This is a genomic window from Winogradskyella sp. (genome assembly GCF_045105575.1).
Taxonomy (GTDB): domain Bacteria; phylum Bacteroidota; class Bacteroidia; order Flavobacteriales; family Flavobacteriaceae; genus Winogradskyella.
The window spans coordinates 1-14,376 of sequence record NZ_JBGCDQ010000069.1; the positions used below are offsets into that span (position 1 = coordinate 1).

At 34.9% G+C, this 14,376-nt stretch carries 12 protein-coding genes and 1 pseudogene; 10 read left to right on the top strand and 3 right to left on the bottom strand.

The window, feature by feature from the left end:
* Positions 1-2,482, top strand: a 2,482-nt coding sequence (locus tag AB8B52_RS14365; protein WP_406029328.1) for a hypothetical protein, incomplete at its 5' end; no start/stop codon positions are given.
* Between the two features lie 57 nt (positions 2,483-2,539).
* Here the strand turns inward: AB8B52_RS14365 and AB8B52_RS14370 are convergent.
* On the bottom strand, positions 2,540-3,217 hold the full coding sequence (locus AB8B52_RS14370) for a Crp/Fnr family transcriptional regulator (protein WP_406029330.1): 678 nt from the start codon (positions 3,215-3,217) through the stop codon (positions 2,540-2,542).
* Between the two features lie 111 nt (positions 3,218-3,328).
* On the opposite strand from AB8B52_RS14370, the gene AB8B52_RS14375 reads away from it, so the two are divergent.
* From AB8B52_RS14375 to AB8B52_RS14415, 9 genes are all read left to right on the top strand, one after another.
* Entirely contained in the window at positions 3,329-5,704 is a 2,376-nt protein-coding gene (locus AB8B52_RS14375; RefSeq protein WP_406029332.1) for a heavy metal translocating P-type ATPase, read from the top strand.
* A 74-nt stretch (positions 5,705-5,778) separates the two neighbouring features.
* Complete coding sequence (gene ccoS / locus AB8B52_RS14380) at positions 5,779-5,964, top strand: cbb3-type cytochrome oxidase assembly protein CcoS (protein ID WP_406029334.1); 186 nt, start codon at positions 5,779-5,781, stop codon at positions 5,962-5,964.
* A 10-nt stretch (positions 5,965-5,974) separates the two neighbouring features.
* Complete coding sequence (gene ccoN / locus AB8B52_RS14385; protein WP_406029336.1) at positions 5,975-8,173, top strand: cytochrome-c oxidase, cbb3-type subunit I; 2,199 nt, start codon at positions 5,975-5,977, stop codon at positions 8,171-8,173.
* A 6-nt stretch (positions 8,174-8,179) separates the two neighbouring features.
* On the top strand, positions 8,180-8,365 hold the full coding sequence (locus AB8B52_RS14390) for a CcoQ/FixQ family Cbb3-type cytochrome c oxidase assembly chaperone (protein ID WP_406029338.1): 186 nt from the start codon (positions 8,180-8,182) through the stop codon (positions 8,363-8,365).
* Entirely contained in the window at positions 8,362-9,324 is a 963-nt protein-coding gene (locus AB8B52_RS14395; protein WP_406029340.1) for a cbb3-type cytochrome c oxidase N-terminal domain-containing protein, read from the top strand. The genes AB8B52_RS14390 and AB8B52_RS14395 overlap by 4 nt, the downstream gene beginning before the upstream one ends.
* Positions 9,325-9,343: 19 nt before the next feature.
* Complete coding sequence (gene ccoG, locus AB8B52_RS14400; RefSeq protein WP_406029342.1) at positions 9,344-10,768, top strand: cytochrome c oxidase accessory protein CcoG; 1,425 nt, start codon at positions 9,344-9,346, stop codon at positions 10,766-10,768.
* A gap of 95 nt (positions 10,769-10,863) precedes the next feature.
* Positions 10,864-11,310, top strand: coding sequence for a FixH family protein (locus AB8B52_RS14405; RefSeq protein ID WP_406029344.1), 447 nt, complete (start codon positions 10,864-10,866; stop codon positions 11,308-11,310).
* Between the two features lie 92 nt (positions 11,311-11,402).
* Positions 11,403-12,104 (top strand): sulfite exporter TauE/SafE family protein, encoded by a 702-nt coding sequence (locus AB8B52_RS14410; protein ID WP_406029346.1) that lies wholly within the window; start codon positions 11,403-11,405, stop codon positions 12,102-12,104.
* A gap of 169 nt (positions 12,105-12,273) precedes the next feature.
* Positions 12,274-12,762 (top strand): hypothetical protein, encoded by a 489-nt coding sequence (locus AB8B52_RS14415; RefSeq protein ID WP_406029347.1) that lies wholly within the window; start codon positions 12,274-12,276, stop codon positions 12,760-12,762.
* A gap of 84 nt (positions 12,763-12,846) precedes the next feature.
* Here the strand turns inward: AB8B52_RS14415 and AB8B52_RS14420 are convergent, their stop codons facing one another.
* Both AB8B52_RS14420 and AB8B52_RS14425 read right to left on the bottom strand, forming a co-directional pair.
* Positions 12,847-13,680, bottom strand: coding sequence for a universal stress protein (locus AB8B52_RS14420; RefSeq protein WP_406029349.1), 834 nt, complete (start codon positions 13,678-13,680; stop codon positions 12,847-12,849).
* A 96-nt stretch (positions 13,681-13,776) separates the two neighbouring features.
* Positions 13,777-14,376 (bottom strand): annotated as a pseudogene (locus AB8B52_RS14425) (coproporphyrinogen III oxidase); the annotation flags it as partial.

The following is a 14,376-nucleotide window of genomic DNA, read 5'->3' on the forward strand; positions in this document are numbered from 1 at the left end:
ATTTCCTAAAGGTGAATTAGGCAGAATTGGTGTTGCCATTGCTAAAAACAAGCCAAATATAATTTATGCTTTAAAAAAAAAAAAAAAAAATGCACTTTATAAAAGTGAAGATGGTGGTTTTAAATGGAAAAAAATTAATGATAAAAGTGATATTGGGAATAGACCTTTTTACTATTCTGATATTCATGTAGACCCAGAAAATGAAAACAGGTTATTTTCGGTTTTCACCTATGTAAATGTGTCAGAAGATGGTGGTAGAAACTTTAAAGAGTTAATGCCTGCTTATGGAGTAGCTAATGGTGTGCATCCAGACCATCACGCATGGTGGATTCATCCAGACAACGGCCAATTTATGATTGATGGTAATGATGGAGGGATGAATATTACCAAAGATGGTGGTAAAACATGGCGTTTTATAGGTAATTTACCTGTGGCGCAATTTTATCATATTAATGTAGATAATGAATATCCATATAATGTTTACGGAGGCATGCAAGACAATGGCTCTTGGAGGGGACCTGCTTACGTTTGGAGAGCGCAAGGTATTCGTAATAGTTACTGGCAAGAAATTGCTTTTGGTGATGGTTTTGATGTGGTGCCAGATAGAGACGATTCTAGATATGGCTGGTCTATGAGTCAACAAGGTTATGTCAGCAGATACGATTGGCAAACAGGAAATAATTATGGAGTACGACCAACGCATCCTGATGCCAATGTACAATTACGTTTCAATTGGAATTCTGCCATAAACATTGACCCATTTGATAATAGCACGCTTTACTTTGGAAGTCAATTTGTACATAAATCCACTGATAAAGGTGAAACTTGGACGGTAATCTCACCAGATTTATCCACCAACGATCCTGAAAAACTAAAACAATCTGAAAGTGGTGGTTTAACTATGGATGCTACAGGTGCAGAAAATCACTGTACTATTTTAGTGATTGAACCTTCACCAATTGAAAAAAACATGCTTTGGGCTGCAACTGACGATGGTCGTGTGCATTATACTTTAAATGGTGGTAATTCTTGGAACGAGGTCTCCAAAAACCTCAAAGATTTACCAAAAGGCAGTTGGATTGCTCAAATTAAAGCCTCAAATAAAAATAAAGGCGAGGCCCTTTTAATAGCAAATGATTATCGTCGTTTCAATTACACACCTTATGCTTACAGAACCAAAAACTATGGTAAATCTTGGGAGCGTATTGTTGACGAAAATGATGTACAAAGTTATACCTTATCTATTGTTGAAGATTTAGTAGAACCTAACCTTATGTTTTTAGGAACTGATGATGGTTTATACGTTTCAATAAACGCAGGAAACAAATGGACTAAATGGAACGACGGTTTCCCTACAACGTCTGTTAAAGATTTAGTGATTCATCCGAGAGAACACGATTTGGTGATCGGTACTTTTGGGCGTGCTGCTTGGGTTTTAGATGATATTAGACCATTGCGCGAAATGGCAAAAAACAAGGCTGTCATTAGCTCAACCATAAAATTATTTGAGCCACCAACGGCTTATCAAGCGGCTTACCAACAACCTACAGGAAGTCGTTTTGGTGCAGATGCGATGTATCATGGTGAAAATCGTGCTGGAGGTGCTCGTTTTTCTTATTTGTTTAATAAGAAGGACGATTCGACTTCGCTTAGTGAAAAAGACGAAGATGACGATTCGACTTCGCTTAGCAACCAGAATGAAGAAAAAGATGAAACTAAAACCAAATGGGATTCATTAACACTTAAGCTTTACGATGGTAGTCGTTTAATTCGAACTTTAAAAACGAAAGCACCTAAAGAAAATGGCATCCATAAATGGAGGTGGAATATGGATGAAGCTGGCGTTGATAGACCATCAAGAACTATTAGAAAACGAACGCGAGAATCTGGAGGAGTCAGCGTAAAACCAGGATCTTACAAAGCCGTTCTGCATTATGGTGACTTAACTTCTGAAACAACCATTAAAGTTGAATCTGATCCGAGGTTAGACGTTTCAAAAACGAACATTGATGCTGTTTATGCGGCTTCAAAAGAATTAGAACGATTACAACAAACTGCTGCAGACGCTGTAAAGCAGTTAGTTGAAAGTAAAACGATTGCTGAAAATTATAAAAACGATTTAACCAAACTCGATAAAGAAGCACATAAGGAACACATTAAAAGTACCAAAGCCATTGTAAAATCGATAGATAGTTTAATAGACACCTACTTAGGAAAAGTTGACAAACGCCAAGGTATTACCAGAAATCCAGAAGTAACACCATTGCAACGTTTAGGCACTGCCAGAAGTTATGTGTACGGAAGTCAAAACGGATTAACCGCAACAGAAAACACGCTGATTAAACATGCAAAAAAGGCACTTAGTGGTCTGTTTGAAGAAACGAATACATTTTTTAATACGGAATGGAAAGCCTATCAAACAAAAATGAAGGCTCTTGAAATGGATCCTTTTAAAGAAGTGAAAAACTTCGGAACTGATTAATAAGCATGTCCTGAACAAAAAAAAGGCTCTCGATGTTTTCGAGAGCCTTTTATATTTTTACTCAATCCATTTAAAGCCAGAATAGTCTTCTATTTTTATACGTTTGCCCGAAGTGGAAATGAGACCTTGTTTTTTAAATTGGGATAAAATTCTAATCGCAGATTCTGTTGCGGTTCCTACAATACTGGCATAATCTTCTCGAGATAAAACAATACTCAAATAGCCTTCATGGTCAATTCCAAAATTATCATGCACATACATTAAAATCTCTGCGGTTCTCTTCTTTACAGACTTTTGCGCCATATTCACTAAGGACACGTCCGATGCTTTTAAATCGTCCGCCATTTTCTTTAAGACATCCATGGTAAATTTTGGATTTTTCTCTAAATCCGCCATTATTTCACTCTTCGGAATAAAACACATTTCCATATCATTCAATGCTACAGCACTTAAATTTGTTTTCTGCTCAGATACTAAAGAGCGTTTGCCTAACAAACCACCTTTAACCACCAACTTCACCACTTGGTCTTTACCGTTTTCACTTAATTTAGTGAGCTTACAAACACCGTCTTTAACGCAGTATACGCCGTTTAGCGTTTCACCTTCTTCAAAAATCACTTGACCTTTGCTGTAAATTTTTCCTGTTTTACAAGCTGACACTCGCATTAACTCATCTCTAGTTAAAGATTTTAAAGAATTAAATTCTTTTACAATGCACGACTCACACTTACTCATAAGGTTTTCATTTAAGGTGTATTTCAAATATACAGAAAAACATGACAAATATCATAGTTTAGAGGCTCATGTTTTGTGACTTTTGTTACAGGTATAATTGAGCAAATAACTATGGAAAACAAAACTTGTTTTCACTGTGGTGATGACTGTGGTAGTCGTCCTATCGCATTTCAGGATAAATCATTCTGTTGTAATGGCTGTAAAACTGTTTTCGAAATTTTTAACGAAAACGACTTAACCAGTTACTACGATTTACAGAATTCGCCAGGTGCCATCCCAAAAGAAATTGAAGGTAAATACGATTTTCTTTCACAGGAAAATATCATCGAAAAACTCACTGAATTTAGAAGCGACAACATTGAAATCGCAACCTTATACATTCCACATATTCATTGTAGTTCTTGTATTTGGATTCTAGAAAACCTCAACAAACTCAACCCAAACATTTCAGATTCGCAAGTTAACTTCGGAAAGAAAAACGTAAGAGTGACTTATAATTCTGAAACCACCAATTTAAAATCTGTCGTTTTATTATTAAGTTCCATTGGTTATGAACCTTATATCAGTTTAGACGATTTTAAATCTGGTAAAAAACACATCAACAGAACCCTAATTTACAAACTCGGTGTCGCAGCTTTTGGTTTTGGTAATATTATGTTTTTATCATTTCCTGAATATTTTCAAGTGGATGAATTCTGGCTAGAGCAATACAAACCCTTGTTTCGCTGGTTAATGTTTGCCATGTCTTTACCTATTGTATTTTGTTCGGCTCAAGATTATTTTATTTCGGCTTATAAAGGCTTAAAAGCTAAAATGCTCAATATTGACGTGCCCATTGCTTTGGGTGTTTCGGTTTTATTTATAAGAAGTACTATTGAAATTATATTCGATTTAGGTTCAGGCTTTTTTGATAGTTTGGCTGGATTAATTTTCTTTTTACTCGTCGGGAAATTTTTTCAACAAAAAACATACGAATTTCTATCCTTTGAACGGGATTATAAATCGTACTTCCCTATTGCTATTACTAAAATAGATAAAGATGGTAGCGAAAATTCCATTCAAGTTTATGATATTGAAAAAGGAAATCGGATTTTAATTCGGAATGAAGAATTAATTCCTGTTGATGGTATTCTTATTAATGGCAAAGCCAAAATAGATTACAGTTTTGTGACTGGCGAATCTCAAACCATATCCAAACAATCTGGCGATAAACTATTTGCTGGTGGCAAACAAACCAATGGAGTTATTGAAATGGAAGCTCTAAAATCCGTTGAACAAAGTTACCTCACGCAATTATGGAGTAATGATGTTTTTAGTAAGAATAAAGAGGAAGGCTTTACCAATATTACCAATACCATTAGTAAGCATTTTACTATTACGTTATTGGCAGTAGCGTTTATTGCAACGCTTTTTTGGTTGGTTGTAGATCCGAGTAAAGCCATGAATGTATTTACCGCTGTACTCATTATTGCTTGCCCTTGTGCCATTGCACTTTCTGCGCCTTTTACCTTTGGGAATATGTTACGCATTTTTGGTAAACAGAAATTCTACGTAAAAAATGCTACGATTATTGAACAATTAGCGCAAATAAATACAGTCATTTTTGATAAAACAGGCACCATAACTTCAAATAAAGATAGTAATGCGGAATATGATGGTGAACGCCTTTCGCATTCTGAAAGTTTAGTCCTTAAAAACTCACTTCGAGGCTCTAATCATCCTTTAAGTAGAACACTTTATAACATTCTTGAAGAAAATAACATCGTAACGCTTGATACTTTTGAAGAACACATAGGCAAAGGTATTGAAGCCAAACACGCTGCTGTAAACATGAAAATCGGTTCGGCAAGTTTTGTGGGTAATCCAGATCCAAATCCTGTTTTAAACACCACAGTTCATGTCAGTAGTAATGATGTTTATAAAGGGAAATTTACATTTTACAATAGCTACAGAAAGGGAGTTTCAAAATTATTTAACCAATTGAAACAGCAATTCGATTTGGTGATTTTATCTGGTGATAATGAAGGTGAACGCGACAATCTCACCAAATTACTGCCTACTAAAACCAAACTGATTTTCAATCAAAAACCAGAAGACAAACTAGAGTTTATAAAATACCATCAGTCCGAAGGCGCTAAAGTTTTAATGATTGGTGACGGTTTAAACGATGCTGGTGCTTTGGCGCAGAGTAATGTTGGTATAGCGATTTCAGAAGATGTTAATGTATTCTCACCAGCTTGCGATGCCATTTTAGATGCCTCAAAATTTGAGCAATTGTTTACGTTTATTACAGCGTCTAAAAAAGCTATAAAAATTATAAAATGGAGTTTCGTCCTATCGTTCTTTTATAACGTTATCGGCTTATATTTTGCAGTAACTGGTCAACTAGAACCTGTGGTTGCTGCCATTTTAATGCCTTTAAGCTCTATTAGTATCGTGGTATTTACGACGATTGCTACTAATATTTTAGGACGAAAATTAAAATAAATTATCCAACATGATAAATGTCATGTTTTAAGACTAGGTTCACTATTATTTTTGTCCTGTAACTTCAAGTAGGTATGAGTGTTATTTATATTTTATTATCAGTTAGCGTTGTTGTTGGCGTGACTTTCTTCATTATTTTTTTAATGGCAGTAAGGTCTGGTCAGTACGATGATGATTACACTCCTTCGGTACGTATGCTCTTTGAAGACGAACTAGTAAAAGAAACCACCAAAACATCAAAACAAACAAAAACTGACTAATTTTTTTAATATGGAAATGCAACAATTCTATTACGATAATAAAATCGTTAAAAAATTCCTTTACGCTACCATTCTTTGGGGAGTTGTTGGAATGCTCGTAGGCCTCATTTTGGCGTTTATGTTTTTATTCCCAACAATGACGGATGGCATCTCATGGTTAAGTTTCGGTCGCTTAAGACCTTTACACACCAATGCCGTAATCTTTGCCTTTGTTGGTAATGCGATTTTTGCTGGTGTGTATTATTCACTGCAACGTCTACTTAAAGCAAGAATGTTTAGTGATAAGCTAAGTAATTTTAATTTCTGGGCTTGGCAATTGTTAATTGTTGGTGCAGCCATTACTTTACCCTTGGGTTATTCGACTTCTAAAGAATATGCTGAATTAGAATGGCCTTTTGATATTGCTATTGCCTTAATTTGGGTGGCTTTTGGTGTGAATATGATTGGCACGATTTTAAAACGTCGTCAGCGTCACTTATATGTTGCCATTTGGTTTTACTTAGCCACATTTGTAACGGTTGCTGTGCTTCATATTTTTAATAGTTTAGCCTTACCTGTGAGTTTCACTGGTATGAAAAGTTACTCGGTTTACGCAGGTGTACAAGATGCCTTAGTACAATGGTGGTACGGACACAATGCTGTAGCATTTTTCTTAACCACACCATTTTTAGGCTTAATGTATTACTTTGTTCCTAAAGCTGCAAATAGACCAGTTTACTCTTACCGACTTTCTATTGTTCACTTTTGGTCATTGATTTTTATTTATATCTGGGCAGGACCGCACCATTTACTATATACCGCTTTACCAGAATGGGCACAACATTTAGGTGTCGCATTCTCTATCATGTTATTAGCACCTTCTTGGGGAGGAATGATAAACGGTTTATTAACCTTGCGTGGAGCTTGGGATAAAGTCCGTACAGATCCTGTTTTAAAATTTATGGTTGTTGCGATTACAGGTTATGGTATGGCAACGTTTGAAGGCCCAATGTTATCGCTTAAAAACGTAAATGCCATTGCACATTATACAGATTGGATTATTGCCCACGTACACGTTGGAGCTTTAGCTTGGAATGGTTTCTTAGCCTTTGGTATGATCTATTATTTGATTCCAAAGTTATTTAAGACCAAACTTTACTCTCTAGGTTTGGCTAACGTCCACTTTTGGATAGGCACCTTAGGGATTATGTTATATGCCTTACCAATGTATGTTGCTGGTTTTGCACAAGCGAGTATGTGGAAACAATTTAATCCAGATGGTACTTTAGTCTATGGTAACTTCTTAGAAACTGTAACTGAAATTATGCCAATGTATTGGATGCGTGCTATTGGTGGTACCTTATACATTACTGGTATGCTGGTTTTAGTTTATAACGTTATTATGACCGTTGTAAAAGCAGAAAGCAAAGTTACTGACGAATTAGCCGAAGCACCAGAATTAAAACGTGTTTCTAAAGGACGTGTTGCAGGCGAAGGCTGGCACACATGGTTAGAACGTAAGCCAGTGCTTTTAACTATTTATGCAACTGTAGCTATTTTAATTGGTGGTATTGTTCAAATTATACCAACCATTGTTGTAAAATCGAATATACCTACCATTAGTAGTGTAAAACCTTATACACCTTTAGAATTAGAAGGACGTGATCTTTATATTAGAGAAGGTTGTATTGGTTGTCACTCACAAATGATTCGTCCATTTAGATCTGAAGTAGAACGTTATGGCGAATACTCTAAAGCTGGAGAATTTGTTTACGATCACCCATTCCTTTGGGGAAGTAAGCGTACAGGTCCAGATTTACATCGTATTGGTGGAAAATACACAGATAGCTGGCACTTAAGTCACCTTTATGATCCACAAGCTATGAATGAAAAATCAATTATGCCACCATACCAATGGCTAATTAAAAATGAGCTTGATAAATCAACGACACAACAGAAAATGGAAGCTATGGTGAGTCTAGGCGTGCCATACACACCAGAAGACATTGCAAACGCAGAAGCGCATATGCTAGAACAAGGTACTCAAATTGAGAAAAACCTATATAGCGATCCTGATTTTGTAAGCTCTTACGAAGCTGATAAAAATGCAGGTGGTGAAGATTTTGTAGAAATGCGAAACCGAGAAATTGTTGCTATGATTGCGTATTTGCAACGCCTCGGAACCGACATTAAAGTAAAAGATATTATTGACCAAACCGTACAAAACTAATTTACTATGTTCAAATTTGTAAAAGGCCACTTAGAAACGATTACAGGTATAGAAATATACCCAATGATATCACTACTTATCTTTTTTGCATTCTTTGTTGTACTCTTTTATTGGGTATTTACAGCCAAGAAAGATTATATCGCCACTGTTAGTAATATCCCATTAGAAAATCAAAACGACAATACCTTATGAGACATTTAATTCCATCATACGTTAGAGTTCCAGTACTATTTTTTATTATTGCCGGACTCATAGAATACTTTGTAGAGTCTGGAGATCAGCCTGCTTTTATGGAGCAACCTGTCATTCTTTTATTCTTATTATTAATCTTATGTGTATTAATAGGAATCGAAGCCATTGTAAGTTCCATGGACAATATTCTTTTTCAAAGTTTAGACGAAGAAGCAAAAGCACGCTACCTTGCCAATGCTAACAAACCATCTAAGGCAGTTGCATGGATTCAAGAAACCTACACCAACCTTTTAGGATCTAAACCGATTGAAGAGGAAGGCGAAATTATCTTAGATCATAATTACGATGGCATTAAAGAGCTAGACAATAATTTACCACCATGGTGGGTTTACACCTTCTATGCTTCTATTTTATTTGGAGTTATTTATATGGTGCGTTATCATGTTTTAAATGCAGACGATCAGTTTGTGGAATATGAAATTGAATATGCCGAAGCCAACAGAGCCATTGAAGAATACAAGAAAACTGCAAAAGGCTTAGTAGATTATAATACGGTTGAACTATTAGCAGATGCATCAGATTTAAAAGCAGGACAAACCATTTTTGAAGCCAACTGTGTGGCTTGTCACAAAGCAGATGGTGGTGGTGGAATTGGTCCAAACCTAACGGACGAAAATTGGATTTTAGGAGGAGGCATTAAAAATGTCTTCAAAACAATTTCTGAAGGTGGACGTGATGGTAAAGGTATGGTGGCTTGGAAATCTGAATTAAAGCCTTTAGAGATGGCACAGGTTTCAAGTTATGTATTACAATTTCAAGGTACAACACCTGCAGAACCAAAAGCTGCTGAAGGTGATATTTGGATAGACGAAGCTTCAAAAACGGACACATCTGAAACAGAAGTTGAGACTCCTGAAATCGCATCAGAAGCTGATAAAACTGTGGTATCTAATAACTAATTTAAGTTATTAAAAGAAAATGGAAACGCCAGAAAATGAAGTTTTTAGAGATTCTATTAATACTATCGATACCGATGGTAAGCGTAAATGGGTCTTTCCTAAAAAGCCTTCAGGTCCTTTGTATGAAAAGCGAAAAATAGTCAGCTACGTTTTACTAGCCTTCTTATTTGCAGCACCTTTCATTAAAATTAATGGCAATCAATTTCTATTATTTAATATTTTAGAACGACGATTTAATATTTTTAGTTTCCCATTCTGGCCTCAAGATTTTTATCTTTTCGTCATCTCAATGTTAATTGGTGTCATTTTTATAACACTATTTACCGTAGGCTTTGGTCGTATTTTTTGTGGTTGGATTTGCCCACAAACCATATTCATGGAAATGGTCTTTAGACGCATTGAGTATTGGATTGATGGTGACCGAAACAAGCAAATGCGTTTGGCTCGTCAAAAATGGGATGCAGAAAAAATTAGAAAGCGTGTACTAAAGTGGTTTATATTTTTAGTGATTTCGTTCTTAATTGCTAATGTGTTTTTAGCGTATTTAATTGGAGGCGATGAACTTATTAAATACATTGTTGAAGGTCCGTTTGAGCATACAGGCACTTTAATTCCACTGCTTATATTTACAAGTGTCTTTTACTTTGTGTTTGCATGGTTTAGAGAGCAAGTATGTATTATCGCTTGTCCTTATGGTCGTTTACAAGGCGTGTTGTTAGATAATAAATCTATTGTTGTAGCTTACGATTATAAACGAGGTGAAGCTGACAACGGTCGTAAAAAATTTAGAAAAAATGAAGATCGGGAAGCGCTTGGTCATGGTGATTGTATCGATTGCTTTCAATGTGTTAATGTTTGCCCAACAGGAATAGACATAAGAAACGGTACACAATTAGAATGTGTCAATTGTACCGCTTGTATTGATGAATGTGATGATATCATGGAAAAGATTAATCTGCCTAAAGGATTAATTCGTTTTGCAAGTGAAGACAACATCGCTAAAAAAGAGCCTTTCAAATTGACACCACGCCTCAAAGGTTATATCGCTGTATTAACCATTTTAATTGGCATATTAGCAGGAATGTTAGCGTTAAGAAGTGACGTTGAAGCACGAATTTTGCGCTTACCAGGACAACTTTATGAACATAAAGATAATGGTATTATTAGTAATGTGTACACCTTTAAATTAATAAATAAAACCTCTAAAGATATTGGTGATTTAAGCTTTAAATTAAGAGGATGGGATGGCACTGTAAATACCGTCTCAACATCTGAAACGTTTATTGTTGAAGCGCAAGGCGTTGCCGAAGGCACCTTATTTATAGAATTAAAACAAAGTGATTTATCTGGTGACAAAAATAGCGTTACTATTGATGTGTACAGTGAAGGTGATTTAATTGAAACCACATCAGTTTCATTTTTAGGCCCACGGAGTTTTAATTAAGGTTGAATGGATTAATAAATATATTCTGAAAAATATTTAGGATAAAAAATAATGAAATCCTGAATTAAGTTCAGGATAACAAAATAAATTTTGTTATGAAAATAAATTGGGGAACAGCCATCGTTATTGCATTTGTATGTTTTATATCCTTTATTATGTATTTCGTTATTACAATGAGTACAGGTACTAAGTATGAACACGATTTGGTTGTAGAGGATTATTACGGACAAGAAGTGGTCTTTGAAGCTGATATTATTAAAGAACAACATTCAAGAACCCTAAAAACGGATGTGACATGGAAAAAGAATAACGACGGACTTGTTATTGTATTTCCAGAAGATTTAGATTACAACACCATTGAAGGAAAAGTGTTCCTATATAGACCATCTAACAAGCAATTAGATTTTGAAATTCCGATTTCACTGTCTAACCACAATTTGCTCATACCTGACAAACGCTTGCTGGATGGTCGTTGGAACATTAAAATAGATTGGAAATATACTGATAATTCTTATCTCTATAAAACCGAAATCACTTATTAATTAAGTAACAATGTCACCTCGAGCTCAGTCGAGAGGTCATTTAAATAACAACTCATTATTAGGTCACGACTGCGCTCGACCAGACAAAAACAATGCTAATTTCTGCACTCATATTAGGTCTATTAGGAAGTTTACACTGCGTTGGCATGTGTGGTCCAATTGCCTTTATGTTGCCTGTAGATCGTGCTAATTCTTTTAAAAAAGTGAGTCAGATTGGGATTTACCATTTTGGAAGATTATTAGCATACAGTATTATAGGTCTTGTTTTTGGACTTCTAGGTAAAAGCCTTTACATTTTTGGTATTCAGCAGCAACTATCCATTATCATTGGTATTTTAATGATTGTTCTGGTGCTTCTACCTCATAAAACTATTGGCAAATACAATTTATCAAAACCATTATACAAAGTGATCTCTAAAGTAAAATCATCTTTAGGTAAAGCTTTAAAAAAGAAAACTGCAGATACCTTTTTAACCATCGGTTTTCTAAACGGATTTTTGCCATGTGGTTTGGTTTATATGGCTGTATTTGGTGCTATTGCTACAGGCAGTTTATTTGAAGGTAGTTTGTATATGGTATTATTTGGATTAGGAACCATTCCGTTGATGACAACCGCTATTTATCTCGGAAAATTTCTAAACAGTACTATTAAACAACGGATTCAAAAAGCAATTCCTGTATTTGTGATAGTCATTGGTGCTTTATTTATTCTTCGTGGTTTGGGTCTTGGTATTCCTTACCTCTCGCCTGCACCAATTATAGAAATGGCTTCTAGTGCTATAGAGTGTCATTAAAACCTACGTGAAATCTTTAAGTTTAAATTCAGAATAATTACTTGTATAACGAATTCATAAGAAGCAAGCGTAGAAAAAGAATAGGCTCTCGTTTTTAAACTTATCCAAATTTTAAAATTCTAAAACTGATATTCTTTTTTATATTTTCGTATTCCAATAGATATTATTTATGAATCAGACTAATCAAAATCGTTCGGAAAAAAGCATCATAAAAACGCTTACAATCATTCATTTTATGATCTGTGCTGTCGTTTTAGTCTTTGGTACTGTTATTATATTCATTACAGAAAACGCTCAGATAAATTTTGCAGATACTGAAGATTCCTTCTTCTATTTGGTGCCTCTTTTTGCAATATGCGGAGCATTTGTAAGCCAGTATTTATTTCAAAAATTATTAAATGATGTGCACGCACAAGCTACCTTAAAAGACAAACTCACAAAGTATCAAAGTTCTAAAGTGATACAATATGCTTTAATCGAAGCACCTGCATTTTTAGGTATCGTTATCTGCTTAATCACAACCAATCAATTCTACCTTATCATTTCTGCTGCTTTATTAGCGTATTTGATTTTTCTAAGACCGACGACCGCTACAATCAAAGAAGATTTAAACCTTAACTCGGAACAAGAACGCACATTTAGAGAGTTGACGAAATAAAAAAAACGCCAAAGAAAAATCATTGACGTTTTTAGTTCGATGTAAAGTAACCCTAATTAGTTGACACCGAATTATGTGTTAAAATCAAATTTTAAAAGTCATCACTGGAAGCGTCGAATGATTGGCGATATCTTCGGAAACACTGCCTTCAAAGAAATGAGACAAGCCTTTTCTTCCGTGTGTCGCCACAGCAATGACATCGGCACCAATGACATTAGAAAAATTAAGAATCCCTTTTTCTACAGAGTAATCTGATACCACGTTCACCTGATTCAAGTTATCTAAATCACCTTCTGCTTTTTTCAAAAACTTAGCGATTTTTTTATCAATTTCAGAAGAACTTCTAAAATGACCATCTGGTGAATTCACATAGACCAAATGCACTTTTGTTCCTAATTTATGAAACGTCGTTTTTGCATTTAAATAAGGTGTTACGGCTTCATCGGAAAAATCGCAAGCAAAAACAGAGTTTTCAAAATCTAATAAAATAGGATTATGCTTAATTACTAAAACAGGAATATCTGCATAACGCACTACTTTTTGCGTATTAGAACCTACTAAAACTTCTTTAATACCACTAGCACCATGAGATCCCATAACTATGAGATTGGCATTATGCTCATTGGCAACATCGTTGACTTCACTCCATACCTTAAAGTGCTTTACAATAGGTGTCACCTCAATATCTTTTAAATAAGGTTTATCTAAAAAGCCTTCAAACTTTTGCTCAGCTAATTTTAAATAAAACACCGCTTCTTGGCTCAAGGCGTCACTTGATGATGATATAATAGCATTAGATAATTCTAACATATGTAATACAATAAGTTCAGATCCAAATTTTTGAGCTAAACTTGCGGCAGCTTCGAGTGCAAATTCTGAATGTTCAGAAAAATCTACAGGGACAATTATTTTTTTCATTTAGTCGTTTTTTAAAATTAAGTGATGACTTTTAATTGAGACTCTTGGACGTTAAACCCAGCTTTCAAATCATCTAGTATTATCTTATTTGTCTATTTAAATGGTCATTGAAAACAGCTGCGTATTTGGTTTTTTACGCTGTAACAAGACATCGAAAGCCATACAGATATTTCTTATAAATGGTTTTCCTTTTTCGGTAACGATGACTTGTTTGGTTTCAAAAGTTAATAAACCGTCTAATTCAAATTCTTTAAGTTTAATAAGCACTTCTGGCAATTCATTAAATGATAAAGCATTATTCTTCCAAGTAGTTTCAAAATTGCACATCAGATTAAGGATGTGTTTTCTTATAATTAAATCTTCCGTATTTAAAATATGACCCTTAAATACTGGGATAATATCTTGATCTAATAAGCTGTAATATTCGGCATTCGACTTCACATTTTGTGCAAAACCATACCAACTATCACTTATGGAAGAAACGCCTAAACCAATCATCGCCTTTGTTTTAGAAGCGGTGTAGCCCATAAAATTACGATGCAAAGTTTTGTTGTCCATCGCTTTATAAAGTGAATCTGTTTTTAGTGCGAAATGATCCATGCCAATTTCAACATAACCAGCCGTTTCAAACTGTTGTTTTCCTGTTTCGTATTGTGTGCGTTTAGATGCTGCTGATGGTAAATCGCTATCGCTAAA

What these genes read in the sequence shown, in the direction of transcription:
- ccoS (WP_406029334.1), top strand. Translation starts at nt 5,779, where the DNA reads ATGAGTGTTATTTATATTTTATTATCAGTTAGCGTTGTTGTTGGCGTG.
- AB8B52_RS14395 (WP_406029340.1), top strand. Translation starts at nt 8,362, where the DNA reads ATGAGACATTTAATTCCATCATACGTTAGAGTTCCAGTACTATTTTTT.
- AB8B52_RS14405 (WP_406029344.1), top strand. Translation starts at nt 10,864, where the DNA reads ATGAAAATAAATTGGGGAACAGCCATCGTTATTGCATTTGTATGTTTT.
- AB8B52_RS14375 (WP_406029332.1), top strand. Translation starts at nt 3,329, where the DNA reads ATGGAAAACAAAACTTGTTTTCACTGTGGTGATGACTGTGGTAGTCGT.
- AB8B52_RS14390 (WP_406029338.1), top strand. Translation starts at nt 8,180, where the DNA reads ATGTTCAAATTTGTAAAAGGCCACTTAGAAACGATTACAGGTATAGAA.
- ccoN (WP_406029336.1), top strand. Translation starts at nt 5,975, where the DNA reads ATGGAAATGCAACAATTCTATTACGATAATAAAATCGTTAAAAAATTC.
- AB8B52_RS14420 (WP_406029349.1), bottom strand. Translation starts at nt 13,680, where the DNA reads ATGAAAAAAATAATTGTCCCTGTAGATTTTTCTGAACATTCAGAATTT.
- AB8B52_RS14415 (WP_406029347.1), top strand. Translation starts at nt 12,274, where the DNA reads ATGAATCAGACTAATCAAAATCGTTCGGAAAAAAGCATCATAAAAACG.
- AB8B52_RS14370 (WP_406029330.1), bottom strand. Translation starts at nt 3,217, where the DNA reads ATGAGTAAGTGTGAGTCGTGCATTGTAAAAGAATTTAATTCTTTAAAA.
- AB8B52_RS14410 (WP_406029346.1), top strand. Translation starts at nt 11,403, where the DNA reads ATGCTAATTTCTGCACTCATATTAGGTCTATTAGGAAGTTTACACTGC.
- ccoG (WP_406029342.1), top strand. Translation starts at nt 9,344, where the DNA reads ATGGAAACGCCAGAAAATGAAGTTTTTAGAGATTCTATTAATACTATC.